This window comes from Mycobacterium sp. SMC-11 (assembly GCF_046250095.1).
GTDB classification, from domain to species: Bacteria; Actinomycetota; Actinomycetes; order Mycobacteriales; family Mycobacteriaceae; genus Mycobacterium; species Mycobacterium heraklionense_A.
Genome location: NZ_CP176430.1, coordinates 474,655 through 500,171, shown reverse-complemented (window position 1 = coordinate 500,171; position 25,517 = coordinate 474,655). Strand labels below are relative to the sequence as shown.

The 25,517-nt window shown below is 66.7% G+C and carries 27 protein-coding genes; 7 read left to right on the top strand and 20 right to left on the bottom strand.

The window, feature by feature from the left end; translation table 11 throughout:
* Nucleotides 1–2: 2 nt before the first annotated feature.
* The 8 genes from ACKY0X_RS02385 to ACKY0X_RS02350 all read right to left on the bottom strand — a co-directional run bounded on the left by ACKY0X_RS02385 (nt 3) and on the right by ACKY0X_RS02350 (nt 5,619).
* Nucleotides 3–479: a hypothetical protein gene (locus ACKY0X_RS02385; RefSeq protein WP_409428161.1), complete on the bottom strand. Its 477-nt coding sequence runs from the start codon at nt 477–479 to the stop codon at nt 3–5.
* 14 nt (nt 480–493) lie between these two features.
* Complete coding sequence (locus ACKY0X_RS02380) at nt 494–1,654, bottom strand: DUF4226 domain-containing protein (protein WP_409428160.1); 1,161 nt, start codon at nt 1,652–1,654, stop codon at nt 494–496.
* A gap of 51 nt (nt 1,655–1,705) precedes the next feature.
* A complete protein-coding gene (deoC, locus tag ACKY0X_RS02375) occupies nt 1,706–2,389 on the bottom strand; it encodes a deoxyribose-phosphate aldolase (protein ID WP_409428159.1) in 684 nt (227 codons plus the stop codon).
* On the bottom strand, nt 2,389–2,796 hold the full coding sequence (locus ACKY0X_RS02370) for a DUF2599 domain-containing protein (protein ID WP_409428158.1): 408 nt from the start codon (nt 2,794–2,796) through the stop codon (nt 2,389–2,391). The genes deoC and ACKY0X_RS02370 overlap by 1 nt, the downstream gene beginning before the upstream one ends.
* A gap of 4 nt (nt 2,797–2,800) precedes the next feature.
* Nucleotides 2,801–3,082 carry a DUF2516 family protein gene (locus ACKY0X_RS02365; protein ID WP_046283140.1) on the bottom strand — a complete coding sequence of 94 codons (282 nt, stop codon included), beginning with the start codon at nt 3,080–3,082 and terminating at the stop codon, nt 2,801–2,803.
* Nucleotides 3,083–3,125: 43 nt separating this feature from the next.
* Nucleotides 3,126–3,743, bottom strand: coding sequence for a hypothetical protein (locus ACKY0X_RS02360; RefSeq protein ID WP_046283139.1), 618 nt, complete (start codon nt 3,741–3,743; stop codon nt 3,126–3,128).
* A 61-nt stretch (nt 3,744–3,804) separates the two neighbouring features.
* Nucleotides 3,805–4,197 (bottom strand): helix-turn-helix domain-containing protein, encoded by a 393-nt coding sequence (locus tag ACKY0X_RS02355; protein ID WP_046283138.1) that lies wholly within the window; start codon nt 4,195–4,197, stop codon nt 3,805–3,807.
* Between the two features lie 87 nt (nt 4,198–4,284).
* Entirely contained in the window at nt 4,285–5,619 is a 1,335-nt protein-coding gene (locus ACKY0X_RS02350) for a DUF445 domain-containing protein (protein WP_409428157.1), read from the bottom strand.
* 104 nt (nt 5,620–5,723) lie between these two features.
* Here ACKY0X_RS02350 and ACKY0X_RS02345 point away from each other — a divergent pair, with 104 nt between their 5' ends.
* A complete protein-coding gene (locus ACKY0X_RS02345) occupies nt 5,724–6,431 on the top strand; it encodes a TetR/AcrR family transcriptional regulator (protein ID WP_409428156.1) in 708 nt (235 codons plus the stop codon).
* A gap of 84 nt (nt 6,432–6,515) precedes the next feature.
* Here ACKY0X_RS02345 and ACKY0X_RS02340 read toward each other — a convergent pair whose 3' ends face one another.
* The 3 genes from ACKY0X_RS02340 to ACKY0X_RS02330 form a co-directional block, all read right to left on the bottom strand.
* Nucleotides 6,516–7,370 carry a 3-hydroxybutyryl-CoA dehydrogenase gene (locus ACKY0X_RS02340; protein ID WP_409428155.1) on the bottom strand — a complete coding sequence of 285 codons (855 nt, stop codon included), beginning with the start codon at nt 7,368–7,370 and terminating at the stop codon, nt 6,516–6,518.
* 247 nt (nt 7,371–7,617) lie between these two features.
* Nucleotides 7,618–8,904 carry an isocitrate lyase gene (gene aceA / locus ACKY0X_RS02335; RefSeq protein ID WP_409428154.1) on the bottom strand — a complete coding sequence of 429 codons (1,287 nt, stop codon included), beginning with the start codon at nt 8,902–8,904 and terminating at the stop codon, nt 7,618–7,620.
* Nucleotides 8,905–9,204: 300 nt separating this feature from the next.
* Entirely contained in the window at nt 9,205–10,011 is an 807-nt protein-coding gene (locus tag ACKY0X_RS02330) for an acyl-ACP thioesterase domain-containing protein (protein WP_409429473.1), read from the bottom strand.
* Nucleotides 10,012–10,104: 93 nt separating this feature from the next.
* Between ACKY0X_RS02330 and ramB the strand changes: the two genes are divergently transcribed.
* Genes ramB through ACKY0X_RS02310 form a run of 4 tightly spaced genes read left to right on the top strand, consistent with a single transcriptional unit; the run spans nt 10,105 to nt 13,965 of the window.
* Nucleotides 10,105–11,532 (top strand): acetate metabolism transcriptional regulator RamB, encoded by a 1,428-nt coding sequence (ramB, locus tag ACKY0X_RS02325; RefSeq protein WP_046283132.1) that lies wholly within the window; start codon nt 10,105–10,107, stop codon nt 11,530–11,532.
* Nucleotides 11,529–12,068, top strand: a complete 540-nt coding sequence (locus ACKY0X_RS02320; RefSeq protein WP_409428153.1) for a carboxymuconolactone decarboxylase family protein — start codon at nt 11,529–11,531, stop codon at nt 12,066–12,068. The genes ramB and ACKY0X_RS02320 overlap by 4 nt, the downstream gene beginning before the upstream one ends.
* Before the next feature lie 6 nt (nt 12,069–12,074).
* Nucleotides 12,075–13,529, top strand: coding sequence for a DUF92 domain-containing protein (locus ACKY0X_RS02315; RefSeq protein WP_409428152.1), 1,455 nt, complete (start codon nt 12,075–12,077; stop codon nt 13,527–13,529).
* A 49-nt stretch (nt 13,530–13,578) separates the two neighbouring features.
* A complete protein-coding gene (locus tag ACKY0X_RS02310) occupies nt 13,579–13,965 on the top strand; it encodes a glyoxalase superfamily protein (RefSeq protein WP_409428151.1) in 387 nt (128 codons plus the stop codon).
* Between the two features lie 39 nt (nt 13,966–14,004).
* Here the strand turns inward: ACKY0X_RS02310 and lpdA are convergent, their stop codons facing one another.
* From lpdA to ACKY0X_RS02285, 5 genes are read right to left on the bottom strand one after another with little or no spacing between them, the layout of a single operon-like run.
* Nucleotides 14,005–15,399, bottom strand: coding sequence for a dihydrolipoyl dehydrogenase (gene lpdA, locus ACKY0X_RS02305; protein WP_409428150.1), 1,395 nt, complete (start codon nt 15,397–15,399; stop codon nt 14,005–14,007).
* A gap of 34 nt (nt 15,400–15,433) precedes the next feature.
* Nucleotides 15,434–15,982, bottom strand: a complete 549-nt coding sequence (locus ACKY0X_RS02300; RefSeq protein WP_082981093.1) for a hypothetical protein — start codon at nt 15,980–15,982, stop codon at nt 15,434–15,436.
* Complete coding sequence (locus tag ACKY0X_RS02295) at nt 15,975–16,253, bottom strand: putative holin (protein WP_065041485.1); 279 nt, start codon at nt 16,251–16,253, stop codon at nt 15,975–15,977. Before ACKY0X_RS02295 ends, ACKY0X_RS02300 begins: the two co-directional genes overlap by 8 nt.
* 29 nt (nt 16,254–16,282) lie before the next feature.
* Entirely contained in the window at nt 16,283–16,699 is a 417-nt protein-coding gene (locus ACKY0X_RS02290; protein WP_409428149.1) for a DUF779 domain-containing protein, read from the bottom strand.
* A gap of 30 nt (nt 16,700–16,729) precedes the next feature.
* Nucleotides 16,730–18,253 (bottom strand): aldehyde dehydrogenase family protein, encoded by a 1,524-nt coding sequence (locus ACKY0X_RS02285; RefSeq protein ID WP_409428148.1) that lies wholly within the window; start codon nt 18,251–18,253, stop codon nt 16,730–16,732.
* A gap of 65 nt (nt 18,254–18,318) precedes the next feature.
* On the opposite strand from ACKY0X_RS02285, the gene ACKY0X_RS02280 reads away from it, so the two are divergent.
* A complete protein-coding gene (locus tag ACKY0X_RS02280; protein WP_409428147.1) occupies nt 18,319–20,349 on the top strand; it encodes a prolyl oligopeptidase family serine peptidase in 2,031 nt (676 codons plus the stop codon).
* Nucleotides 20,350–20,381: 32 nt separating this feature from the next.
* Here the strand turns inward: ACKY0X_RS02280 and ACKY0X_RS02275 are convergent, their stop codons facing one another.
* The 4 genes from ACKY0X_RS02275 to ACKY0X_RS02260 all read right to left on the bottom strand — a co-directional run bounded on the left by ACKY0X_RS02275 (nt 20,382) and on the right by ACKY0X_RS02260 (nt 23,717).
* The gene (locus ACKY0X_RS02275; protein ID WP_409428146.1) at nt 20,382–21,212 is read right to left on the bottom strand and encodes a hypothetical protein; all 831 of its coding nucleotides are present in this window, start codon (nt 21,210–21,212) and stop codon (nt 20,382–20,384) included.
* Entirely contained in the window at nt 21,212–22,732 is a 1,521-nt protein-coding gene (locus ACKY0X_RS02270) for an aldehyde dehydrogenase family protein (RefSeq protein ID WP_409428145.1), read from the bottom strand. The genes ACKY0X_RS02275 and ACKY0X_RS02270 overlap by 1 nt, the downstream gene beginning before the upstream one ends.
* Before the next feature lie 71 nt (nt 22,733–22,803).
* Nucleotides 22,804–23,325, bottom strand: coding sequence for a mycothiol transferase (locus ACKY0X_RS02265; RefSeq protein WP_409428144.1), 522 nt, complete (start codon nt 23,323–23,325; stop codon nt 22,804–22,806).
* Nucleotides 23,326–23,336: 11 nt separating this feature from the next.
* Nucleotides 23,337–23,717, bottom strand: a complete 381-nt coding sequence (locus ACKY0X_RS02260; protein ID WP_409428143.1) for a VOC family protein — start codon at nt 23,715–23,717, stop codon at nt 23,337–23,339.
* A 46-nt stretch (nt 23,718–23,763) separates the two neighbouring features.
* Here ACKY0X_RS02260 and ACKY0X_RS02255 point away from each other — a divergent pair, with 46 nt between their 5' ends.
* The gene (locus ACKY0X_RS02255; RefSeq protein ID WP_409428142.1) at nt 23,764–25,488 is read left to right on the top strand and encodes an N-acyl-D-amino-acid deacylase family protein; all 1,725 of its coding nucleotides are present in this window, start codon (nt 23,764–23,766) and stop codon (nt 25,486–25,488) included.
* The last annotated feature ends 29 nt before the right edge of the window (nt 25,489–25,517 follow it).

Here is a 25,517-nt window from a genome sequence, read left to right as displayed (position 1 = left end):
CGTCAGCTTCGGGCGAGCCGGAAATATCCGTAGAGCTGGGCGTCCGGGTCCGGACCGCGGTTGAACCCCGCGACCAGGATCAGGTCGTTGTTGAACCAACGCCGAAGCCCGCCGCCGTGTCCGTACACGCTGTATTCGATGGCGAAGTCGCTCGAGAAACCGTCCGCCGTCAGCCCATAGCCGGACGGGGCGAGGCACGGCCCGATGAAGTGCCGCAATGCATCCCAGACCAGCGGTGCCCCGGAAGCGAGAAACCGTTCGTCAGCGACGCGGTAGCCGGGCTGTATGCCGTCGGCGAACTCCCGCAACCGCTTCTCGGCACCGGCGTAATCGGGCACCGACGTGACGGGGATGTCGGTGCTCTGGGCGTAGGCCCGAATGTCCCCCAGCGCGGGCGGCGCAGCGCTTCGGTACTGCCAGAAGCCGTATCCGGCAAGGACTATGACGACTCCCACGAGAACCGCTGCGCTTATCACCATCGCCCTGTTTGCCTTCATCCGAGTGAACCGATGTTGACGCACGACATCGGGTGCGTGCCGAGCGGGCCGGGCAGCCCGGACCCGATAAGGTCGCCGAGCCGAACGGTGACCAACGCCTCGGGGGTGTCGATCGGCGTGCCGGCATTGGTTTCCCACGGATTCCGCAGGGTCACCACGGCATCGCTGCCGGTGCCGCTGATGCCTTCGACCACATACACATGGCTTTGCGTCAACGGTGTTCCCTGCGGTGTCGTCGAGATCGTCACCGGCTGATGATCGGCCAGGGCGCCGGAAATCGCTTGGTCGATATGCTGATTGGTGAACCAGACGCTCTCCGGGTTGATCACGGTGCCGCGGTTGCCGGACAGCGCCTCCATCGCGTCCTTGGCGTAGCCGCCCTGCCCGATCCCCACGTCATTGCCGAGGGCATCGGCGAGATCCCGTCCCGGATATTTGAGTTTCGCGTATGCCGACTCCAACACCGCCGGCCACAGCGCCGCATCCGGCCGGCCGTTGTCGAGCCAACTTGCACCGTTGTGTCTGATGTCGGTGTCGATGTCGGCCTGCGTGACATCGATGTGCTTCCACTCATGGCCGTCCCAGAGGGTGACACCGAAAGTCCCAGTCTGGTCGTCGAATCGAATGCGGTCTTTGATCCATTGCGGGTTGGCGTTGGCGATGGCACCCATGGTGGCAACCAGATAGCAGTCCCCGACACTGTCCTGTTTCACGTCCGCGGCGGTTGGGTCATGGGGGTAGAGACCTTTATCGGTCCACCGGCGTTCGTCGCCGAGGGTGTCGATCGGAGGAGCCAACGGCACACCGTCGCCCGTCGGATACCGCAGCGCCCGCAGCAGCCCCGTTCTGCTCGTGCTGTCGGCGGAGACCTCGTCTACCACCAGGTGGATCTCTCTGGCCTTGGTGGCGAGGAATGCCTGGAACTGCCGAGCGCCCGCCGGGGTGTCGGGGCCCCGTACGCCGTGGCGGGCAACGACGTCGCTGATCTCGACCTCAATGGCATCCAGGCGCCGACGCCCCCACACCGCCTTTCGGCACGCCCCACGCAGCGCCTCGCCGAAAACGCGATCCACCTCGACAGCCGTCGCCAGGCGTTGCACCAAATCCTGCTCGCGCGCACGCGCGGCATCGGCGAATGCACCACGTACATCGGGCATAGCCGCAAAGGCTATCGGCGGTCTGCAGACTTGGGTAGTCACCCAGCCGGGCTACACCAGTCCGTCGAGCACCGCCCGTGTGCCGGATAGCCCCAGTCGAGTCGCCCCGGCCGCGATCATGGCCAACGCATCGTCGGCACTGCGGATACCGCCGCTGGCCTTGACCCCTAACCGGCCATCGACGGTGTCGGCCATCAGTGCCACCGCGTGCACGCTCGCCCCACCGGACGGATGAAATCCGGTGGAGGTCTTCACGAAATCCGCGCCGGCGTCTTCGGCGACCCGGCAGGCGGCGACCAGAGCGGCGTCGCCCGCGAACTCCAGCAGAGTGGCGGACTCGACGATCACCTTGAGCACCGCCTGGGGCACCGCGGCGCGCACGGCGGCGATGTCGGCGCTCACCGCGGCAAAATCACCTGCCACTGCCGCGCCGACGTCGATAACCATGTCGATCTCGGCCGCCCCATCGGCTGCGGCCAGTGCGGCCTCCTGGGCTTTGACCGCCGACCGATGCTTGCCGGACGGGAACCCTGCGACCGCGGCGATTGGGACGCCGGAGGGGTTGGCCCCAGCCGCAACGGCCACCATCGACGGCGATACGCACACCGCGGCCACACCGAGTTCGGCGGCTTCGGCGACGACGGCAACCACCTGCTCGGCGGTGGCTTCGGGTTTGAGCAGGGTGTGGTCGACCAGTTTGGCCACCTGGTCGCGGCCCCATCGGGTGGTGGGCATCAGAAGGCCTCCTCGGCGGCACCAGGATTGCATCCGGATTCGAGCATGGTCACGCCGTCGACGACGGGGCGCCACGGCTCAAGGTTCCAGCTGGTCTTGCCGGGTCGGGCGAACTCGGCGTAGCTCCAGTGGCAGAGGAATTGGTCGCGCATGCCGGGAGTATCGGCGTCGGGGGCGCTGGCGAGCACCTCCCGCCAAGCCTGTTCGCCCGCACCGTCGGCGTCGAGCCGCAGGGCCGCCGCCCGGGCAGCGGGGGTCGGGTACACCCGCAGACTCGACCGGCCGTCGTAGCTGACCCACTCGGTGTGGTCGACGTAGCCGAACAACCCGGTGTCGGCGGTGGCCGGCGCCGCACCCAACACCGCGGCCGTGGCACCGGAGGCCGCAAGGACGAACGCACGCAGCATGGGGCTAGTGGGACTTGCCTTGGACCTCAAGGAGTCGGGGCCGCACGTCCACCAGGTAGACCCCGGCCGCGCAGGCCGCGATCGCCATCCCCATCACCTGCAACACCAAAGCCAGCAGCCCGCACACCCCGAGGATCACCAGCCAGACCGGCTTGGTGAGCTTGTCGGCGGCGGTGTAGGCGTCGGCTCGCTGCATCGCGGCGTGGACGAAGGCGTACACCGACGTCGCGAAGACGGCGATCTGCAAAACGCCAAGGACGGTACCCACCAGGTTCGCAGCGATCACGCTGCAAGCCTAGGCGGGCACCGTCCCGGGCGTCGAACTGCGACTACTTCTGGGTGACCTTCTTGGCCGGAGCCTTCTTGGCGGCCGGGGCCTTCTTCGCCGGAGCCTTCTTGGCAGCCGGGGCGGCCTTCTTGGCGGCCGGAGCCTTCTTGGCGGGAGCCGGCGCGGGCTCGTCCTTCTTCGGCAGCTCGATGCCGACCAGCTTGGCGGCGCGCTCGCCGACCTCACGAGTCTGCGACGCGACGTTGCCCAGCACCTCCTGGGTCAGCTCGACGGCCTGGTCGACGTAGCCCTCCACCTGCGCCGAGGCGTCGTCCAGACCAGACTGGTTGCGCAGCCGCACCAGGGCGGCCTCACCGCGCGCCACCAGGTCGTTGTACCGGTCGCTGGCAGCCTCCACGTAGCCCTCGGCAGCCTTGCGCAGCTCCTCGGCGGTGAAGCGCTCCCGCAGCTCAGCGAGCTGCTCGGGCAGTTCCTCCTGCAGCTTGGTCAGGCGAGCGCGGCTCTCCTCAACGCGGGTGCTGGCGTCCTCGCGGGCTTCGCCGGCGCGATCGCGCAGGTTGGCGACGAGGTCGTTCACGGTGGCCAACGCCAGGTCGGCGGCGCCGAGCGCGGCGAGCAGCGGGGCCTTCAGTTCATCGATGGTCGGGTTCTCGGCCATGTCGGGTTCCTTTCGGGTTGAAATCGTGTGTAGGTAATTCGGTCAGGAGAACGACAGAGGATCAGTCAGGTGGCGTCTCCTCACCGTCGGCTTCGTTCTGCTGGACGAAGGAGGTGTAGATGTCGAGCAGAACCTGCTTCTGCCGTTCCGTGATCGCCGCGTCGGCAATGACGGCGTCACGGACCTCGCTCTTCTCGCTCGGCTCCAAAATTCCCGCCCGGACATAGAGCACCTCGGCGGAAACCCTGAGGGCCTTGGCGATCTGGTTGAGGACGTCAGCGGAAGGCTTACGCAGTCCACGCTCAATCTGGCTCAGATACGGGTTGCTGACGCCGGCCTTGTCGGCCAGCTGACGCATGGACACCTGCGCGGCTTCGCGCTGGGACCGGATGAAGCTTCCGATATCCGCCGCTGCCGTGGAGACCACCGCGGCGAGCTTGTCATCCTGCGACACCGGTGACCCCTTTCGTGGACTGGCAATTGCTGACACGTGCCACGATACGGCTCAGTGCTAACTTTTGCAAGCACTTGCTAGCGCAGGTCAGAACATAAGTTGAGCTATGGCGTAGATCGCCAGGCCGGCCAGCGAGCCGACCACCGTGCCGTTGATCCGGATGAACTGCAAATCACGCCCGACGTGCAGTTCGATGCGCCGACTCGCCTCGGCGGCATCCCAGCGCTCGATGGTCTCGGTGATGATCGCGGTGATCTCCACCCCGTAGTGGCCCACCAGATGTTGGGCGGCCCGCACGATCCAGTTGTCGACCTTGTCACGCAGTTCTGCCTTGTCCCGCAACGATTCTCCAACCTGGACCACGGTCGCGGCCACCCGCGTGCGCAGCGCGCTGGATGGGTCGTCGACCCCCTCGAGCACCAGTCGCTTGAGCGTCCGCCAGGCCGTCGCCGCGGCGTTGGCGACTTCCTCGCGGGCCATCAGCTGCTCTTTGACCGCGTCGGCCTTCGCGATGGTCGCCTGGTCGTGCTGCAGATCGTCGGCGAATTCGAACAGGAATCGGGTCGCGCTGCGCCGCAGTTCGTGATCGGGATTACGGCGCACCTTGTCGGTGAAATCCATCAGTTCACGGTGGATGCGGTCGCCCACCAGGTGGTCGACGAATCGCGGCGACCAGGTCGGCGAGTCACGCTCCACTACTCGCTGGATGACTTCGCCGGCATTGAGCGACCACTGGAAGGCCCGGTCGGCCAGCAGCTGGATCAGCGCCTCCTGCCGGTTCTCCGCCAGCAGCGAACCCAGCACCCGGCCGACCGGCGGACCCCAGTGCGGCTCGGCGATGCGTTGCACGATCATCCGGTCGATCACGTCCTGGACGTCGTCGTCGCGCAGCATCTCGATCAGGACCCGCAGCACGGTCGCGGTCTCGGCGGCCACCCGTTCGGCGTGCGTCGGCTCCGACAGCCATTTACCCACCCGTCCGGCGATCTGCGCGTCGCGCAGCTTGGTCTCGATCACCGGAGGCGACAGGAAGTTCTCCCGCACGAAGGTGCCCAGCCCCTCCCCGAGCTGATCCTTCTTGCGCTTGATGATCGCGGTATGCGGGATGGGAATGCCCAGCGGGTGCTTGAACAGTGCGGTGACCGCGAACCAGTCCGCCAGCGCACCGACCATGCCGGCCTCGGCCGCAGCGCCGACGTAGCCCACCCAGACCGGAGCGGTGCCGTCAGCCTGCGCCCATCGGCACAACAGGAAGACCACCGTCGCGCCAAGCAGGAAACTCAGCGCCACCACTTTCATCCGGCGCAGATCGCGCAATCGAACCGCGTCCGCGTCCGGATCGGCGCCCGCGAACGACTCCGCCAACGACTGCACGGTTTGCGCGGCACCCGGCCAACTCGACGGGTTCTCTGGATGCACCACTACACCATCATCCACTGTCGAGACCGCCGGTAACTGTTACCAGCTCACAAAGTTTGCTGTACGGGCCCGTATTATCTATAGCGTCTAGCGAATGGGAATCGGCAATGGTGGCAAATCAGCTCCGTACCGGTGCCGCCAAGACCGACGGTCGTAAGCGGCGTTGGCACCAGCACAAGGTCGAGCGCCGGAACGACCTGATCGACGGCACGATTGAGGCGATCCGGCGCCGCGGCCAGTACGTGAGCATGGATGAGATCGCCGCAGAGATCGGCGTGTCCAAGACGGTCTTGTACCGGTATTTCGTTGACAAGAACGACCTCACCACCGCGGTGATGATGCGCTTCACGCAGACCACGCTGATCCCGAACATGACCAAGGCACTCTCGTCGAATCTGGACGGCTTCGACCTGACCCGCGAGATCATCCGGGTGTATGTCGACACCGTCGCCTCCGAGCCCGAGCCGTACCGGTTTGTGATGGCCAACAGCTCCGCGGCCAAGAGCAAGGTGATCGCCGACTCCGAACGGATCATTGCCCGGATGCTCGCAGTGATGCTGCGGATCCGGATGAACCAGGCCAGGATGGACACCAGCGGTGTCGAGCCGTGGTCCTACATGATCGTCGGCGCTGTGCAGCTGGCCACCCACTCCTGGCTGCTAGGCCCGCGGATGACCGCTGACGAGTTGATCGATTACCTGACCATGTTCGCTTGGAGCGCGTTGTACGGCATCGTCGAGGTGGGCGGGTCACGGGAGAAGTTCAATGCCGACCCGCACCCGTCGCCCGTGCTGCCGTGGCGCCGGGCGACTTGACCCGCACCGCGTCGCCGTTCGACTCACCCGTGGAGGGCAAACCGTGCTGGTTCGCGTTCGGCGTGAGCCCCACGCACTAGCGGATCAGTAGGTGTAGAAGCCCCGACCGGACTTCTTGCCCAACTGGCCGGCCTCGACCATGCGCAGCAGCAGCGGCGGCGCGGCGTAGAGCGGCTCCTTGAACTCTTCGTACATCTTGTCCGCGATCAGCTTCAGCGTGTCCAGGCCCACCAGGTCGGACAGCCGCAGCGGGCCCATCGGGTGCGACAGGCCGGCGACGATCGCCTTGTCGATGTCCTCGACGGTGGCGAATCCGGACTCGAGCATGCGAACCGCCGACAGCAGGTAGGGCACCAGCAGGGCGTTCACCACGAAGCCGGAACGGTCCGAGCAGCGCACTACCTGCTTGCCCAGCACCGCGCTGGCGAACTGCTCGGTGCGGTCGGCGGCGGCGGGGTCGGTGACCAGCGTGCTGACCAGCTCGACCAGCGGCAGCACCGGGACCGGGTTGAAGAAGTGCAGGCCCAACACCCGCTGCGGGTTCTGCGTGGCAGCGGCGATCTTCATGATCGGGATGGACGAGGTGTTCGACGCGAGCACGGCGTCCGGGTCGGTGATCACCCGGTCCAGCTCGGCGAAGATCTTCGACTTGACCGTGTCGTCTTCGATGACGGCCTCGATGACCAGCTGGCGGTCCGCCAGCTCGCCGAGGTCGGTGGTGAAGGACAGGTTGCCGACGGCGTCGTCGCGCTCGCGCTCGGTGATCTTGCCGGCGCTCACGCCGCGCTCGAGCGACTTGACGATCCGGTTACGGCCCGCCGTGACCAGTGCGTCGGTGGTCTCGAAGATCTTCACCTCGACGCCGGCACGCGCCGACACCTCGGCGATTCCGGCGCCCATCTGCCCGGCTCCGATAACACCTACTCGTTGGATCGACACGGTCTCCCTTTCAGTCAACGCCCAGCAACAGGCCCCGCCCAGGCTGGCTGGGCGGGGCCTGCGCTGTCAACTCCCCCGCGGTGCAATCCGACTTCCACCCCGGGAAATCTCTTCCTTGCGCGAGCGTGCGTGTCTGTACGTCGACACTCCGTGTCGGGGCGTCCAACTACGCACGCTCGCGGCAAGTCAGTGGCCTAGTGGCTCACGCCTTCGGTTCCACCTCGCCTCGTGGCTGGCGCCACTCGGCTCAGTGGAACTGGCCCTCTTCGGTCGAGCCGGCCAGCGCCGTGGTCGATGAGGTCGGGTCGACGGTGGTGGCGATCCGGTCGAAGTAGCCGGCACCGACCTCGCGCTGGTGCTTGGTGGCGGTGTAGCCCCGCTCCTCGGCGGCGAACTCACGCTCCTGCAGCTCGACGTAGGCGCTCATCTGCTTGCGGGCGTAGCCGTGGGCCAGGTCGAACATCGAGTAGTTCAGGGCGTGGAAGCCGGCCAGCGTGATGAACTGGAACTTGAAGCCCATGGCGCCCAGCTCGTTCTGGAACTTCGCGATGGTCGCGTCGTCCAGGTGCTGCTTCCAGTTGAACGACGGCGAGCAGTTGTAGGCCAGCATCTGGTCCGGGAACTCAGCCTTGACGCCCTCGGCGAACTTCTTGGCCAGCTCCAGGTCCGGGGTACCGGTCTCCATCCAGATCAGGTCGGCGTAGGGCGCGTAGGCCTTGGCCCGCGCGATGCACGGCTCCAGACCGTTCTTGGTGTAGTAGAAGCCCTCCGCGGTCCGCTCACCGGTGATGAACGGCCGGTCGCGCTCGTCGACATCGGAGGTGATCAGGGTGGCGGCCTCGGCGTCGGTCCGGGCGATCACCACGGTCGGCACGTCGGCGACGTCAGCGGCCAGACGCGCCGAGGTCAGGGTGCGGATGTGCTGCTGGGTGGGGATCAGCACCTTGCCACCCAGGTGGCCACACTTCTTCTCCGAGGCCAGCTGGTCCTCCCAGTGCGAACCCGCGACACCGGCGGCGATCATCGCCTTCTGCAGCTCGTAGACGTTGAGCGCGCCACCGAAGCCGGCCTCGCCGTCGGCCACGATCGGGGCCAGCCAGTTGTCCACCGAGGTGTCGCCCTCGACCTTGGCGATCTCGTCGGCGCGCAGCAGCGCGTTGTTGATCCGGCGCACCACCTGCGGCACCGAGTTGGCCGGGTAGAGGCTCTGGTCGGGGTAGGTGTGGCCGGACAGGTTGGCGTCACCGGCGACCTGCCACCCGGACAGGTAGATGGCCTTCAGGCCGGCCCGAACCTGCTGGACGGCCATGTTGCCGGTCAGCGCGCCCAGGGCGTTGATGTAGTCCAGGTCGTGCAGCTGCTCCCACAGCACCTCGGCGCCGCGGCGGGCCAGGGTGTGCTCCTCGACGACGTGGCCCTGGAGCGCGACGACATCCTCGGCGGAGTAGGTGCGGGTGACACCCTTCCAACGCGGGTTGTGGTCCCAGTCGTGCTGGATCTGCTCGGGGCTCTTCGGCGTGCCAACGGTCGACATAGGATGCGCTCCTTTGCGTTCTCGATCGGCCGGGGTCGCCGGACCCGAGAATTGCTTCCCGGCTTTGCTAACACCCCGATCGATTCACTGGTGTGTTAATGCGACCTTGACACAGGACATCTCCCCAGGTCCAGCCGTTTCCGTTGCCAACTTCAGCCATGCATCGCGAACAATTTGCAAAGTTTGCGAAGAACCGTAGGGAAACCCCGTCGCGAAATCGACCCAAAAGCTACCGGCCGGTAACATATCCACACTGGTCAGCGCAGGTTTTAGCAGTACGCCCGTACTGACTAGAACGTGTTACAGCGGGAAGATTGCGGCGAGGGCTTTGACCTCTTCGCCCACCAGGTATGTGAGCGTTCTAACAGTGCGATCGACCAGTGCAGGCCCGAACTGATCGGTCGATCCAGCCGGGTGGACGTGGGAGACGATCTCTAGTTTGTCGCCCAGTGCGACCGCAGCGTCGTGTTCCAGCGTGACCCGCAGCGGCGCGTCGAGCAGCTCCGGGTAACCCGACAGGTAGTCCTCGACCACGCTCCAGTACACCGAGTTGTTCATGTGGTCGAACAGATCGATGTCGGTGAACCGGATCGGGTATTCGTGGATCTCGTCCGCATCCTCACGACCACCGGCCTTCAGATAAGCCTTCCAGCGCAGCCGATCAACGGTGGTGGTGCGCTTGAGCCCGGCCAGGAAGTCCTCGGACATCCGCGCCGGCCCCTGCGTCTCGCGGTTGATGTTGATCCAGAACGCTTCGGATTCGACCAGCCCGCCCTTGCGGCCATCGATGCGAACCCGCATCTCACACCAGCGGTTGGAGGTGCCCGAACACCAACGCCGCATCCGCAGCATGTCCTGGAATTCGATCGGACGGATCAGGTCCATCATGGTGCGCCGGACGATCCACAGCGGGTGGGTCTCCTGATAGCCGCCCTCGCGCAACTGGTCCTGGCCGATGTCCTGGATGTGGCGAGCGGCCGCATCCATCCGCAGGCGGCCCAGGCGGTCGATATCGGCGACCCGCAGCGGCCACTGCCGGTCGAACACGTCGGGATGTGGGTCCGGCACCGGCATCAAGACCTTGGCCAGGCCGACCGGCTCCTGCATCTGCTGCATCGCTGCTCCCGTGGTCTTTCCCTGAGCGGATCATGCCATGCCAACAATGCGAATGCCGCCTTCGCAGCAGGTAGGCTCGATGAGGTGGCCAAGACGTATGTCGGCGCCCGGGTGCGCCAGCTACGTAGCGAACGCGGGTTCAGCCAGGCTGCGTTGGCCCAGATGCTCGAGATCTCACCGAGCTACCTCAACCAGATCGAGCATGACGTTCGTCCGCTGACCGTCGCGGTTCTGCTGCGAATCGCCGAGGTCTTCGGTGTGGACGCCAGCTTCTTCGCCTCCCAGGACGACACCCGGCTGGTCGCCGAGCTGCGCGAGGTCGCCATGGACCGCGACCTCGACATCGACGTGGACCTGGCCGAGGTCGCCGAAATGGTCAGCGCCCACCCGAAATTGGCCCACGCGATGGTCAACCTGCACCGCCGCTACCGCATCACCACGGCCCAACTCGCCGCGGCCACCGAGGAGCGCTTCTCCGACGGCAGCGGCACCGGCGCGATCACCATGCCCCACGAAGAGGTCCGGGACTACTTCTATCAACGCCAGAACTACCTGCACGAACTCGACACCGCCGCAGAAGATCTGGCCACCCGAATGCGCAGGCACCAGGGCGAATTGGCCGTCGAGCTGGCCAATCGGCTCACCGAGGTGCACGGGGTGCACATCAACCGGCGCATTGACCTAGGCGAAACGGTGCTACACCGCTACGACGCGGAAACCCGCACGCTGGACATCTCCAACCACCTGTCCTGGGGGCAGCGTGTGTTCAAGATGGCCGCCGAACTGGCCTACTTGGAGTTCGACGATCAGATCTCGGCCATGGTGGAAGAGGGAAAGTTCACCTCGAAGGATTCCCGCACGCTGGCCCGGCTCGGGCTGGCCAACTACTTCGCGGCGGCGATCGTGTTGCCCTACGGTCAGTTCCACGACAGCGCCGAGACGTTCCGCTATGACATCGAACGGCTGTCGGCGTTCTACCGAGTCAGCTACGAGACCATCGCTCACCGGCTGTCCACCCTTCAGCGGCCCTCGATGCGGGGCGTGCCGTTCTCCTTCGTCCGGGTCGATCGGGCCGGCAACATGTCGAAACGACAGTCAGCCACCGGCTTTCATTTCTCCTCCAGCGGCGGTACCTGTCCGCTGTGGAACGTCTACGAGTCGTTCGGCAACCCGGGAAAGATCCTGGTGCAGATCGCCGAGATGCCCGACGGCCGCAAGTACATGTGGGTGGCGCGCACCGTCGAACGCCGCGCCTCCCGCTGGGGCCAGCCGGACAAGACCTTCGCGATCGGGCTCGGTTGCGAACTGCGCCACGCCCACCGGCTGGTCTACTCCGAAGGCCTGGATCTGGCGTCCGGCCACGACGTCCCGGCCACCCCGATCGGGGTGGGCTGCCGAGTCTGCGACCACGACAACTGCCCGCAGCGAGCCTTCCCCGCGTTGGGCCGTGACCTGGATCTCAACGAACATCGCAGCACCGTCTCGCCGTATCTGGTAAAGCAACAGCGGTGACTGTTCGTATCCCCGATTCTCCCGGCCTGCGCGACCTCGGCGTCACGAACTGGCTGGTCTGCAAAGTCGTCGCCCTGCGCCAGCACGTGCCCCGGGCGCACCTGTTCACCACCCTCGGCCAGCACCGGCGGCTGATGTGGTCCTGGCTGCCGTTCGGTGGGGTGCTCATGCGCGGCGGCAAGCTCTCCAACCGCGACACCGAGTTGGTAATCCTGCGGGTGGGGCACCTGCGCGACAGCCAGTACGAACTGCAACACCATCGCCGGATGGCCCGGGCGGTCGGTATCGACGACGCCACCCAGACACTGATCTTCGAAGGCCCCGACGCCGACGGGCTCACCGACCGGCAGCGGGTCTTGCTGACCGGCGTCGACGAACTGGTTCAGACCCGCACGCTCTCGGATGCCACCTGGGCGCAGCTGGCCGAACATCTAGATCGTCCCCGGCTGATCGAATTCGTCATGTTGACCAGCCAATACGACGCACTGGCCGCCACCTTGAGCGCACTACGGGTGCCGCTGGACTTCGATGAGTAGTCCTGCGTGACAGCGACCGTGAGCCACGACCTGGCCGTCGCCGGGGGCGGGGTGCTGCTGATCGCAGCGGTCCTGATCGTGGTCGGGCGCGCACTGGCACGACGGGGGGCCAGCCCGTTGGTCACCCGCAAGATCCCACACGCGCTGTGCGGGTTGTTCGCCGCCCTGGCGGCCTTCCAGTTATCGCACGGCGTGGTGGTGGCCGGCGTGCTGGCGGCGGCGACGGTGGCCTTGACGGTCATCGTGGAGCGCGGACTGATCCCGGTGCCCGGTGTCTTCGACGGCACCCGGTCGCGCGACTACGGACTGGTGGGCTTCGCCGCCGGGGCGTTGATCGCGGTACTAGCGTTCTGGCCGGATCGGGTTGCCATCGCAGCCGGCGTGGTGGTGCTGGGGCTGGCCGACGCCGGTGCGGCGCTGATCGGGGACCGCTACGGCAGGCACCGGGTCGAAGCCGGTGGCGGGGTGCGCTCACTGGAGGGCTCGGTGGCCTTCGTGGCCATCGCGTTCGCCGTCTCGTGGGTGTTCTGCCGGGTCGGTCTTGAACTGAATACGTTTATGGCGGTGTCGGTTTCGCTGTTCGTCGCGATGACCACCGCCGCTGTGGAACTTCTGGTGCTGCCCGCGGCGGACAACCTGCTGATCACGCCGTGGGTGGCGCTGCTGCTGCACGTGGCGCGGGAGCTGTCGACCGACGACGCGCTGCGGTGGCTGGCCGCGGTGGTATTCGGCTGCGCCATCGTGCCGTTCATGCTGCGGATGCGCTGGCTGGATCTACCTGGGGCACTCAGTGGCGGCCTGATCGCGGGAGTGGCCGTCGGCCTCGGCGGGTGGGCGTGGATCATCCCTGCCGCGTTGTTCTTCTCGCTGACCAGCCTGCTCACCGCGTATCGCCGCCCGGTCCGGACCGGGGGCATGCGCACCATGAGCCAGGTCGCGGTGAATGCCGGCCTGCCGGTGCTGGTTCCGGTGATCGGCTATGCGTTCACCGGAAGCCCGCTGTGGTACGCCGTGTCGATCGGCGGGATCGCGGCCGGCATCGCCGATTCCTGGGCCTCGGAGATCGGCCGGTTCTCCTCCCGTGAGCCGCTGTCGCTGCGTACCTGGGCCCGGGTGCCCAAGGGCACTTCGGGAGCGATATCCCCGCTGGGTTCGGGCGCGACGGTGCTGGGGGCGCTGGCCGTCGGCGCGTTCGGCGCCCTGTTCGGCGGGCTCGCCATGGTGCCGGTGGGTCTGGCGGCCGGCGTCGTCGGCTCCCTGGTCGACACCCTGATCGGCGCCACCGTGCAGGCCCGCTTCGTCTGCGCGACGTGCGGCGCCACGGTGGAAGACGACCTGCACTGCGGCGCGCCGACGCAGCCTTCCACCGGCTGGCGGTGGATGGGCAACGACGCGGTCAACGCCTGTGCGAATGTGGCCGGAATGGTCACCGGGCTGGTTGTGTTCGCGCTGATGCAATAGCCGCGGAACCCTAGACCGTCACCGTCAGCGGACAGAATCGAGAGGGTTCATGGAGAAGAAGACTCACCTGCAGTCCGTCGTCCCGATCTTGTTCGTTCGAGACGTCACAAACAGTGCCGAGTACTTTCAGGCCAAGCTCGGCTTTGAGATCGACTTCCTCCATGGATCACCACCCTTCTACGGAGCGGTGTCGCGCGACGATGTCTGCCTGCATCTTCGCTTCGTCGCTCAGCCAAACTTCGCCCAGCTGGCCGCTTCTGAAACTTCTTTGATTCTGGCCACGATCGAAGTGCCAGACGTGCAGTCGCTGTCTGAGGAATTCACCGGACGCGGTGCGACTATCACCCAGGACCCGACTCAAAAACCCTGGGGCGGCACAGACTTTCATGTCTGCGACCCCGACGGCAACGTCGTGTCCTTCGTCAGCTACGGGTAACGCCCCTGGCCAACCAGCCCCGGGCCCGCCGTGCCGCCGTCAGAAGTTGATCATGTGGCCGGTCAGGCCGTGGAAGCATTCCTGCAGCGCCTCGGACATGGTCGGGTGGGTGTGCACATTTCGGGCCAGCTCGCCCGCCGTCAGATCCCACTTCTGCGCCAGGGTCAGCTCCGGCAGCAACTCCGACACATCGTGGCCCACCAGGTGCCCGCCGATCAGCTCGCCGTAGCGGGCGTCGGCGATCAACTTCACGAACCCGCTCGGGTCGCCGACGCCGTGCGCCTTGCCGTTGGCGGTGAACGGGAACTTCACCACCTTGACGTCGTAGCCCTCGGCCTTGGCCTGCTCCTCGGTGAGCCCGAAGCTGGCCACCTGCGGCTGGCAGAAGGTGGCCCGCGGCATCATCCGGTAGTCACCCAGCGACATGGTTTCGGCGCCGCCGATGGTCTCGGCGGCCACCACGCCCTGCGCCTCGGCGACGTGCGCCAACTGCAGCAGTCCGGTGACGTCGCCGATGGCATAGATGTGCGGCACCGAGGTCTGCAGGTACTCGCCGACACCGATGGCGCGGCGCTCGGTCAGCGCGACACCCGCCGCCTCCAGCCCATAGCCGTCGACGTTGGGGGCAAATCCGATGGCCTGCAACACCTTGTCGGCTTGCAGCGTTTCGGTCTGACCGTCCTTGCTGACCACCACCGACACCGTGGATCCGTCATCGGTGATGGACTCGACCTTGGTTCCGGTGCGGATCTTGACGCCCAGCTTCTTGAACTGCTTCTCGATCTCCTTGGACACATCGGCGTCCTCGTTGGGCAGCGCGCGCGGCAGGAATTCCACCACGGTGACGTCCACGCCGTAGTTGGCCAGCACGTAGGAGAACTCCATGCCGATCGCCCCGGCGCCGGCGATGATGATCGAGCTGGGCAGCTCCCGGCTCAGGATCAGTTGCTCGTAGGTGACCACGTTGTCCGACAGCGAGGTACCGGGCACCAGGCGGGTGCTCGACCCGGTGGCAATGATCGCGTTGGCGAACGTAACCGTCTCGGTACCACCGTCATTGAGCGCCACCGACAGCGTGTTCGGATCGGTGAACGTGCCGTAGCCGTGGATCTCGGTGATCTTGTTCTTCTTCATCAGGAAGTGCACGCCGGCCACCCGGCCCTCCGCGACCTTGCGGCTGCGGTCGAACGCGGCACCGTAGTCGAAGGTGGCGGTGCCGCTGATCCCGAACGTGGCGGCCTCCCGCGAGAAGATATGCGCCAGCTCGGCATTGCGCAGCAGCGCCTTCGAGGGAATGCAGCCGACGTTGAGGCAGACCCCGCCCCAGTACTTCGGCTCGATGATGGCGGTGTTCAAGCCCAGCTGGGCGGCGCGAATGGCCGCTACATATCCGCCGGGACCAGCTCCGAGAACGACGACGTCAAAGTGGGTCACGTGCCCCACCCTAACGGGCCAGCGTCGCGGTGGCTCAGTACGGGATGATTCCGGCGACGCAGCGACTCACATGCTGGCAGTAGTAATGCCCGTAGAGCGGCGCCGCGGCGACCGCGGCGGCGAACACCGCCGACATCAACGCGATTGCCACCGCAGACACCAGCGGTTTCTCCCCCACCATCGCCACAATCAGCCCGGCGACCACACACACCACGGCAAAGATCAGCGTCACGAAGACGGCCGGCGTCTTGTCGGCCAGGCCGTACCACCAGGAGAACAGTCCCAGGCCGATCCCGGCAGCCGGAATCCACACCGCTAACAGCATCAGGGCCAGCTGCCACCACTTCAGAAATTGGTATTGGCCGGTGAGGACCACCGGTTTGGGTGGTTTTGCCGGCGGCAGCGCGGATGCCGGCGCGGGGCTGTCCGGGTCGGGCCACGGAATCGGCTCGTCACCGGCGTTGGGTTCGTCCAGCGTCTCGGCCGGCCCGGGCAGCGGGACCGGGTGCGGCCCGGTGTCGAAGATCGGCGCCATATGCGGCTCGGTCATGGGCAGCGAACCGGTGTCGGTGGTCTCAGGCACCCGACACCGCCTGAATCGCGGCCAGTGCGCCGAACCACCCGACCGCCATCGCGAGCAGAAACGCACCCAGGGCGGTTACCCACCGGCGCGAGGAGACGAACACCAGCACCAGGCCCGCGATGCTGGGCGCGCCGAGCACCAGCGTGATCGCGACGTCCGGGCGCAGCGGAGCGGTGATGACCAGGCTCAAGCCGATCCCAGCCAAGACGCCGACCGCTACCCCGACCAGCATGGCGCTGCTCAACAACCAGGGGCGTGGCAGCGGAATCACACCACCAGATTTTACGGCGATCGCGCCGGTCAGCGCGGTAACGACCCGGTGATCACCGGGATTGTTTCCAACAGCGTGTTCTCGTCGTCGGTGAAGGCCCGGCTGCGCGTCAGGAACCGGATGCCCTCGGGTGCCTCCAGGCTGAACCCGGCCCCGCGGCCCGGGACGGCGTCGATGATCAGCTGGGTGTGCTTCCAGGCAGCGAACTGTGGACCGGAGATCCAGACCGGCACTTCGATGCCGACTCCCCCGTTTTCCAGGTCCAGGACGCCCAGCAGCACGTCGTGGTCACCGATGATGAAGTCACCGTCGGGGTAGCACATCGGTGCCGACCCGTCGCAGCAGCCGCCGGACTGGTGGAACATCACCGGACCGTGGCGCGCCACCAGCCGCGCCACCAGTTCGGCGGCCGCGTCGGTGATCAGCACCCGGTCCGGTGCGCCCATCAGGCCGGTGCCTCCATCAGTACGGGCCCATCAAAAAAGCCCCTGCGCCGACTGGGAGTAGGACACCAGCAGGTTCTTGGTCTGCTGGTAGTGGTCGAGGACCATCTTGTGGTTCTCCCGGCCGATGCCGGACTGCTTGTAGCCGCCGAACGCCGCGTGCGCGGGATAGGCGTGGTAGCAGTTGACCCACACCCGCCCGGCCTGGATGTCGCGGCCGGCCCGGTAGGCGGTGTTGCCGTCGCGGCTCCACACCCCGGCGGCCAGCCCGTAGATGGTGTCGTTGGCGATGGCGATGGCGTCGTCGTAGTCGGTGAACGACGTCACCGACACCACCGGGCCGAAAATCTCCTCTTGGAAGACGCGCATCTTGTTGTGGCCGGCGAAGATCGTCGGCTGCACGTAGTAGCCGCCGGACAGCTCACCGCCCAGCTCGGCGCGTTCGCCGCCGGTGACGGTGGTGGCGCCCTCCTCCTTGCCGATCGCGATGTAGGACAGGATCTTCTCCAGCTGGTCATTGGAGGCCTGCGCCCCGATCATCGTGGTGATGTCGAGCGGGTCGCCCTGGCGGATCGCCTTGGTGCGGATCGCGGCCAGCTCCAGGAACTCGTCGTAGATAGGCGCCTGGACCAGCGACCGCGACGGGCAGGTGCACACCTCGCCCTGGTTGAGGGCGAAGCCCGCGAATCCCTCCAAAGCCTTGTCCTGGAAGTCGTCGTTGGCCGCCAGTACGTCGGAGAAGAAGATGTTGGGACTCTTGCCGCCCAGCTCCAGGGTGACCGGGATGATGTTCTGGCTGGCGTACTGCATGATCAGCCGGCCGGTGGTGGTCTCGCCGGTGAAGCCGATCTTGGCGATCCGGTTGCTGGTCGCCAGCGGCTTGCCCGCCTCGACACCGAATCCGTTGACCACGTTGACGACTCCCGCCGGCAGCAGGTCGCCGATCAGGCTCATCAGGAACAGGATCGAGGCGGGGGTCTGCTCGGCAGGCTTGAGCACCACCGCGTTGCCGGCAGCCAGGGCCGGCGCCAGCTTCCAAGCGGCCATCAACAGCGGGAAGTTCCACGGGATGATCTGTCCGACGACGCCCAGCGGCTCGTGGAAGTGGTAAGCGACGGTGTCGTTGTCGAGTTGGCTCAGCGCACCCTCCTGGGTGCGGATCGCCGCGGCGAAGTAGCGGAAGTGATCCGCGGCCAGCGGGATGTCGGCGGTCAGCGTCTCGCGGACCGGCTTGCCGTTGTCCCACACCTCGGCGACCGCCAGCTGCTCGCGGTGTTGGTCGATCCGGTCGGCGATCTTGGTGAGGACATCCGCCCGCTGCGCCGGGGACGCCTTGCCCCACGCCGGGGCGGCGGCGTGCGCGGCGTCGAGCGCCAGGTCGATGTCGGCCGCCGTGGAGCGGGGGATCTCGCAGAACGGCTGACCGGTGACCGGTGTGGTGTTCTCGAAGTACTCACCGCCGACCGGTGCCACCCACTGCCCCCCGATGAAGTTCCCGTAGCGGGACTCGTAGCTCATCAGCGCGCCTGCGCAACCCGGACGTGCGAAAACGGTCATCGATGCTGCTCCTTAGCCGTGGGTGTTACTCACCTCACACTACCGTCGTGGTCACAATGACTTCCATGCCTGCGCATCCTGCCCGCGACTTTGACGACCCGTACCTGTGGCTGGAGGACGTTACCGGCGAGCAGGCACTGGACTGGGTGCGCGCCCACAACGATCCGACCGTCGATGAGTTCGCCGGCGACGACTTCGAAGCGATGCGCGCCACCGCGCGCGAGGTTCTCGACACCGACGCCCGTATCCCCTACGTGCGACGTCGTGGCGAATACCTCTACAACTTCTGGCGTGATGCCACCAACCCGCGCGGCTTGTGGCGACGCACCACCTTGGACAGCTACCGCACCGACAACCCGGAATGGGACGTGGTCATCGATCTCGATGAGCTGGCCCGCACCGACGACGAGAACTGGGTCTGGGGCGGCGCCAATGTGATCGAACCCCACCACACCCGGGCCCTGATATCGCTGTCCCGCGGCGGATCCGACGCCGTGGTGGTGCGTGAATTCGACATGGCTACACGGGAATTCGTCGGACCCGACGGCCACGGCTTCGAGCTGCCCGAGGCCAAGACCCGGATCGGCTGGGAGGATGACGACACCGTCTTGGTGGGCACCGATTTCGGCGCCGACTCGCTGACCGAGTCCGGATACCCCCGGATGGTGAAGCGATGGCGCCGCGGCCAGGATCTGGCGCAGGCGGAGACGGTGTTCACCGGGTCGGCCACCGATGTGGTGGTCGCCGCAGGCCGCGATCGCACCCCGGGATTCGAACGAACCATGGTGTCGCGGGCGATCGACTTCTTCAACGACGAAGTCTACGAACTGCGCGAGGGCGAGCTGATCCGCATCGACGCGCCTACCGACGCCTCGGTGTCGGTACACCGGCAGTGGCTCCTGATCGATCTGCGCACCGACTGGGTCACCGGCACCGCGACATATCGGGCCGGCTCGCTGTTGGCCGCGGACTACGACGAATTCCTTGCCGGCACAGCGCAGTGCAGCGTCATCTTCGAACCGGACGCCCACACCGCACTGCACCACTACGCGTGGACCCGCGATCGACTGATCCTGGTCACCCTGCACGACGTGGCCAGCCGGGTGGAGGTGGTCAGGCCCGGCGATTGGCAGCGGCAACCCATCGCTGAGGTACCTGCCAACACCAACACCGTGATCGCGGCCGCCGACGACACCGGCGACGAGATCTTCTTGGACTCAAGCGGATTCGATCGCCCGTCGCGACTTTTGCACGGCCCCGTGGACGGGACACTGACCGAGATCAAGTCCGCTCCGGCGTTTTTTGATGCCGACGGACTCGACGTCAACCAGTACTTCGCCACCTCCAAAGACGGCACCGCGATCCCGTACTTCGTGGTGCGCCCGGCAAACGCCACCGGCGCCACACTGCTGGGCGGCTACGGCGGATTCGAGGTGGCGCGCACACCGGGTTATGACGGCGTGCTGGGCCGGCTGTGGCTGGAGCGGGGCGGAACCTACGTGCTGGCCAACATCCGGGGCGGCGGCGAGTACGGGCCGGGCTGGCACACCCAGGCGATGCGCGCCGGACGGCACCTGGTGGCCGAGGATTTCGCTGCGGTGGCAACCGATCTGGTAGACCGCGGCATCACCCGTGTCGAGCAGCTCGGCGCGGTGGGCGGTTCCAATGGCGGGCTGCTGATGGGCATCATGCTCACCGCCTACCCACACCTGTTCGGCGCACTGGTGTGCCAGGTGCCCCTGCTGGACATGCGCCGCTACCATCTGCTGCTCGCCGGGGCGTCCTGGGTGGCCGAGTACGGCGACCCGGACGACCCCGACGAATGGGACTTCATCAGTAAGTACTCGCCGTACCAGAACATTTCAGCCGATGCCGACTACCCGCCGGTGCTGATCACCACCTCCACCCGAGACGACCGGGTGCATCCGGGGCATGCCCGCAAGATGACAGCGGCACTGCAGGACGCCGGGCATCGGGTCTGGTACTACGAGAACATCGAGGGCGGGCACGGCGGCGCGGCCGACAACGCGCAGGCGGCGTTCAAGTCAGCGCTGAGCTTTTCGTTCCTGTGGCGGATGCTGGGCAAGCAAGGCTGACAACGCCGTTCACCCGGCAGCAGACTTAAAAGTCAGGACTTGCGCAGGCCACCGACCAGCGCGATTCCCACCCCGACCAGTACCAACACCGCACCGGTCGCCAGGGTCAGATTGAGCCACAGGTGCAGGCTGCCCTCGGCCACATCGGCCAGGGCATCGGCGATCCGGCGAATGTCGCCGGTCGCCTGGCGGAGCACTTGGTCAAGGAGGCGCCGCACCACTTCAACTCCCGACCAGCCGACCGCGCCCACCAGCAGCGCCGAAACGCCCAGGCTCGCCAAGGCCCTGCCGCGGTGCCGTGCCGAGATCAGCGTCAGGATCGCGCACAGTCCGGCCATTGCGCCCAGGACGACGGTGAGCAACGGCCCCCACACCGCGAGTCGGTGCAACCCACCGGGACGCATCACCTCGGTGGACGTCGAGGTCAGTGGCACCGTCAACGAGGCCGGCAACGTAATGGGGTAGTCGGACAACAGCGATGCAAACGCGTCGTCGCGCAGCATCGGTATCACGTCGATCTCCCAGGGACCGGGATCGCCGACGTTGAGCAGCCACGCGTGCCCGTCCCGGTTGACCCGGACGAACTGCGCCGGAAACGACGGCCCGGCGGTGTATTGGCGGGCCGCCTGCCGTACCTCCGACGGGTCGATGTTAAAGCCGCTCCCCCGAATCAGCTGCACCGTCTGAGCGCTGAGTTCAGCCGCCACCGCGTCTTGTAGGGCCGGTTGAGCCGCGGCACGGGCCGCCAACCGCGCGTACCCGTCGGCATCGATGAGGTTGTACTGCGCCCACGCCGTCGGCAGCGCCACCGCAAGGGTTGCGGTGGCGAGCAGCCAGAACAGCGTCGCGGTGAAGACGCGCACTATTTCGCGGTGCGGCGCGGCCGCGCCAGCGCCAGCTTGGTGAGCATCCGGTTGGTTCGGGCCAGCGTCTTCAGCGAGTTGTGGTAGAAGTTCCCGCCCGCGCCGACGTTGGTGCGCGGCACGACAACGGTCTCCTGCCGACAGAACTTGCGGATGCCGTCCGCACCGCCGAAGCGTGCTCCGATGCCCGAGGTCTTCCAGCCACCCATCGGCGCCGTGGTGCACATCAGGTTGGAGATCACGTCGTTGACGTTCACCGCTCCGCAATCCAGCTGCAGGGCAATGTCTTTGGCCCGCGCAACGTCACGAGAGAACACCGATGCGCTCAACCCATAGGCGCTGTCGTTGGCCAGTCGGATCGCCTCGTCGACGCTGGCGACCTTCATGATCGGCAGGGTCGGGCCGAAGGTCTCCTCGGTCATGCAGGCCATCGAGTGGTCGACGTCGACCAGCACGGTGGGCGGGTAGAAGCTGCCCGGACCGCCTGCTCGTTCCCCGCCGGTCAGTGCGCGCGCCCCGGCGGCCACCGCCTCCTTGACGTGCCGCTCGGTGATGGCGAGTTGCTGGTCGCTGATCAACGCCCCGAAGTGCTTGCCCTCGCCGGTGCCCATCTGCAGCGCCTCGACATCGCGGACGACCGCGGCGACGAACTCGTCGTAGACAGGCTCCAGCACGTACACCCGCTCGACCGATACGCAGGTCTGCCCGGCGTTGAACATCGCGCCCCACACCGCGGCGTGCGCGGCCAGGTCGATGTCGGCGTCCTCGCACACGATCATCGGGTCTTTGCCACCGAGTTCGAGGCTGACCGGCACCAGCCGGCTGGCGGCCCGCTCGGCGACCTTGCGCCCGGTGGCGGTGGAGCCGGTGAACTGCACGTAGTCGGAGTTGTCGATCACCGCTTCGGCCACTTCGCGCGCACCCTGCACCACCGCGAAGACGTCCGGGGCGCCGGAGGCCAGCCAGCCCTGGCGCAGCACTTCGGCGGTGAGCGGGGTCTGCTCGGACGGCTTGAGCAGCACCGCGCAGCCGGCCGCCAAAGCGCCGATAGCGTCCATCAGCGCGTTGGCCACCGGGTAGTTCCACGGCGCGATCACGCCGACCACCGGCCGGGGCCGGTAATGGATGGCGATCTTCTTGATGCTCATCACCGGCAGCGGCGCCGGCCGGGTCTCCGGGGCCACCGCCTTCTCCATCACCTTGATCACGTACGACAGGATCATGATCAGCAGCGGCACCTCTTGCGCGGCGTCGGTGCTGGACTTGCCGGTCTCGGCGATCAGCAGCTTCTCGATCTCGTCGCGGTTGTCGCCGAGCCACAAGGCGAAACGGGCCAGGGCCTTGGCCCGGCCCTTGGCGCCGCGGTGCTCCCACTCCCGCTGCGCGGCGCGCAGCCCGGCCGCGATCTTTTCGACGTCAGTAGGGTCGGTCCACTGGACCTCGCCGGCAGTCTCCCCGGTGGCGGGGCTGAACACGGTTCCGGTGCCGGTGAAGGCGGCAACTGAGTTGGTGGCGGTCATGGCGCCATGCTAGTCCGAGCTGTGACCCGGATCGCACCGGGCCTCGACACGTGTCAAGTCTGGGGAGAGCCCTAGCTTTTTAAGCCCCGCAGGTATGCGGCCTGCCCCAGATGCTGGGCGCAGTCATCGATGATGCTGACCAGCCGGACCCCCGCCGTCACCGGCGGATCCCAATGGGTGTCGACAATCCGAGCCAGCTCGTCGGCGGTGACGCCGTCGAGGTAGCCCAGGGTCAGCTGATGCACGTCGCGGTAGTAGCCGGCCAGCAGGTCTGCCGGGGCGCGAACCTTGGCGACATCGTCGGGGCTATGCCCATAGCCGCTGTCATCGCGCGGCAGGTCCAGGCCGAACCGGTCCACCCAGCCGTCCCGGGTCCACACCTGCTCGACGCCGGCTACCTGGGCAATCTGAATGTCCTGCACGCGCGCGCTGTGCCAGAGCAGCCAGGCGATGCTGTTGGCCTGCGCCGTCGGCCGATAGTCGGCCACCTCATCAGTGAGCCCGTCGGTCAGTTCGTCGGCGTGCTCGATCAACCGGGTGAATGCGTCGCGGAGCAGCACCTGCAGAGCGGCGTTTGGGTCGTTCTCCGTCATACCGCCCGACGCTACGCCTGGTGGCAGACCGCCTCGACGTTGTTGCCGTCCGGATCGCGGACAAAGGCGCCGAAATAGCCGGGGTGGTACTCGGGCCACAGCCGCGGGGCGTGCAGCGACTCGGCACCCAGTTGCAGGGCGGTGTCGTAGAACGCCTGCACCTGCTCGGGGTCAGCGGCGCTGAATGCGACGTGGACCTCGCGGTTGGGGCCGGAGGCATCGCCCGCGTTGGCGTCGGCGATCCAGAAGTCGGGGGCGCAGTCGCCACTGCCGTAGCCGATGGCCACGCCGACATCCATCTTCCGGCTGTAGCCGAGGACGCCGAGCACCGCGTCGTAAAACTCCTGCGATTTGGCGTAGTCCGTGCAGTTGATGCCCAAGTGGTCGATCACGGAATACATCCTGGCATGAGATACCGCCGGGTCGTAGATTAACGAGATGAGCCCCGACGTCGTGGTCCGCAACGGCACGATTGTCGACGGACTGGGCGGGCAGCCCTACGTCGGCGACGTTGCGATCCGCGACGGCCTCATCACCGAGATCGGCGAGATATCCGACGATTCCCGCCACGTCATCGACGCCACCGGCCTGCTGGTCACACCGGGATTCGTCGACCTGCACACGCACTACGACGGACAGTCCATCTGGTCGGATCGGCTCAATCCCTCCTCGGCGCATGGCGTGACGACGGCCCTGATGGGCAATTGCGGAGTGGGTTTCGCGCCGTGCCGGATCGGCGACCACGACGTGCTGGTGGATCTGATGGCCGGCGTCGAAGACATTCCCGGCGTGGTGATGACCGACGGGTTGCCGTGGACCTGGGAGACCTTTCCGCAGTTCATGGACGCCGTCGCCAAGCGTCCGCGCGATATCGATGTCGCAGCGTTCCTGCCGCATTCACCGCTGCGTGTTTACGTGATGGGCCAGCGCGGTGTGGACCGCGAACCGGCTACCCCGGCAGATCTGGCACAGATGCGCCGGCTGGCCCAAGAGGCCGCCGAGGCTGGCGCACTGGGGTTCTCGTCGTCACGGTTGATGACCCACCGCACCAAGACCGGCACCCAGATTCCCAGCTATGACGCCTCCTATGCCGAGATCCTCGCGATCAGCCGCGGCCTGGCCGACGGCGGGGGCGGGCTGATCCAGTTCGTCCCGGATCTGCCCGAAGGCACCTACCAGCCTGTCCTGCAACAGGTTTTCGACGCGGCTACCGAAGCAGGACTGCCCGTCACGTTCAGCTTGCTGATCGGCAACGCCGGCGCACGGCTCTGGCGTGACGCGATGACCATGGTGGAGAAGGCCAACGGATCCGGAGCCGCGATCACCGCACAGATCTTTCCCCGCCCGATCGGCCTGATGATCGGACTGGACCTGAGCATCCACCCGTTCGTGCTTTACCCGAGCTACCAGAAGATCGCTTGCCTGCCGCTGGCGGAACGGGTCGCCGAGATGCGTAAACCGGAGGTGCGGCAACAGATTCTGTCCGACGGTCCGACGATCGTCCCGACCAACCCGCTCGCCTACTTGGCCCAGTCCTGGGAGTGGACTTTCCCGCTCGGAGACGACCCCGATTACGAACCGGATCGAGCGAAAAGCATTGCGGCACGGGCCAGGGAACGCGGCGTCCCCCCGGTCGAGGAAGTATACGATCGGCTGCTCGACGACGGCGGGCACGCGATCCTGCTCGATGCACTGGCCAATTTCGAGAACAATTCCCTGGACACCGTCGGTGCTCTGATGCAGCGCGACGACGTCGTGCTGGGCTTGGGAGACGGCGGCGCGCACTATGGGATGATCTGCGACTCCAGCTTTCCCACCTATGTGCTGACCCATTGGGCCCGCGACCGCGCATCCGGACGACTCAGCATCGAGGCGGCGATCCGCGAACTGACGTCCACACCGGCCCGGATCGCCGGACTCGACGACCGGGGTCGCATCGCGGTGGGCTACAAGGCCGATCTCAACGTCATCGACCACCAGAACCTGCGGCTGCACAAGCCGGTGGTCACCTATGACCTGCCGGCCGGTGGACGCCGGTTGGATCAGACCGCCGACGGTTATGTCGCGACGATCGTCTCCGGCGAGATCATCGCCGAGAACGGCAAGCCGACCGCGGCCCGGCCCGGCAAGCTGGTGCGCGGCCGCCAACCCGCGCCGGCCTGACGGCCCGCGAGGTTCACCGGCGTACCGTC

Bases quoted from the DNA above. Each gene is read 5' to 3' on its own strand.
- ACKY0X_RS02285 (WP_409428148.1), bottom strand. From the start codon at position 18,253: ATGACCGTTTTCGCACGTCCGGGTTGCGCAGGCGCGCTGATGAGCTAC.
- ACKY0X_RS02330 (WP_409429473.1), bottom strand. From the start codon at position 10,011: ATGCAGGAGCCGGTCGGCCTGGCCAAGGTCTTGATGCCGGTGCCGGAC.
- ACKY0X_RS02345 (WP_409428156.1), top strand. From the start codon at position 5,724: ATGGTGGCAAATCAGCTCCGTACCGGTGCCGCCAAGACCGACGGTCGT.
- ACKY0X_RS02385 (WP_409428161.1), bottom strand. From the start codon at position 479: ATGGTGATAAGCGCAGCGGTTCTCGTGGGAGTCGTCATAGTCCTTGCC.
- ACKY0X_RS02280 (WP_409428147.1), top strand. From the start codon at position 18,319: ATGCCTGCGCATCCTGCCCGCGACTTTGACGACCCGTACCTGTGGCTG.
- aceA (WP_409428154.1), bottom strand. From the start codon at position 8,904: ATGTCGACCGTTGGCACGCCGAAGAGCCCCGAGCAGATCCAGCACGAC.
- ACKY0X_RS02360 (WP_046283139.1), bottom strand. From the start codon at position 3,743: ATGGCCGAGAACCCGACCATCGATGAACTGAAGGCCCCGCTGCTCGCC.
- deoC (WP_409428159.1), bottom strand. From the start codon at position 2,389: ATGCCCACCACCCGATGGGGCCGCGACCAGGTGGCCAAACTGGTCGAC.
- ACKY0X_RS02380 (WP_409428160.1), bottom strand. From the start codon at position 1,654: ATGCCCGATGTACGTGGTGCATTCGCCGATGCCGCGCGTGCGCGCGAG.
- ACKY0X_RS02370 (WP_409428158.1), bottom strand. From the start codon at position 2,796: ATGCTGCGTGCGTTCGTCCTTGCGGCCTCCGGTGCCACGGCCGCGGTG.
- ACKY0X_RS02255 (WP_409428142.1), top strand. From the start codon at position 23,764: ATGAGCCCCGACGTCGTGGTCCGCAACGGCACGATTGTCGACGGACTG.
- ACKY0X_RS02265 (WP_409428144.1), bottom strand. From the start codon at position 23,325: ATGACGGAGAACGACCCAAACGCCGCTCTGCAGGTGCTGCTCCGCGAC.
- ACKY0X_RS02290 (WP_409428149.1), bottom strand. From the start codon at position 16,699: ATGGGCGCACCGGACCGGGTGCTGATCACCGACGCGGCCGCCGAACTG.
- ACKY0X_RS02270 (WP_409428145.1), bottom strand. From the start codon at position 22,732: ATGACCGCCACCAACTCAGTTGCCGCCTTCACCGGCACCGGAACCGTG.
- ACKY0X_RS02310 (WP_409428151.1), top strand. From the start codon at position 13,579: ATGGAGAAGAAGACTCACCTGCAGTCCGTCGTCCCGATCTTGTTCGTT.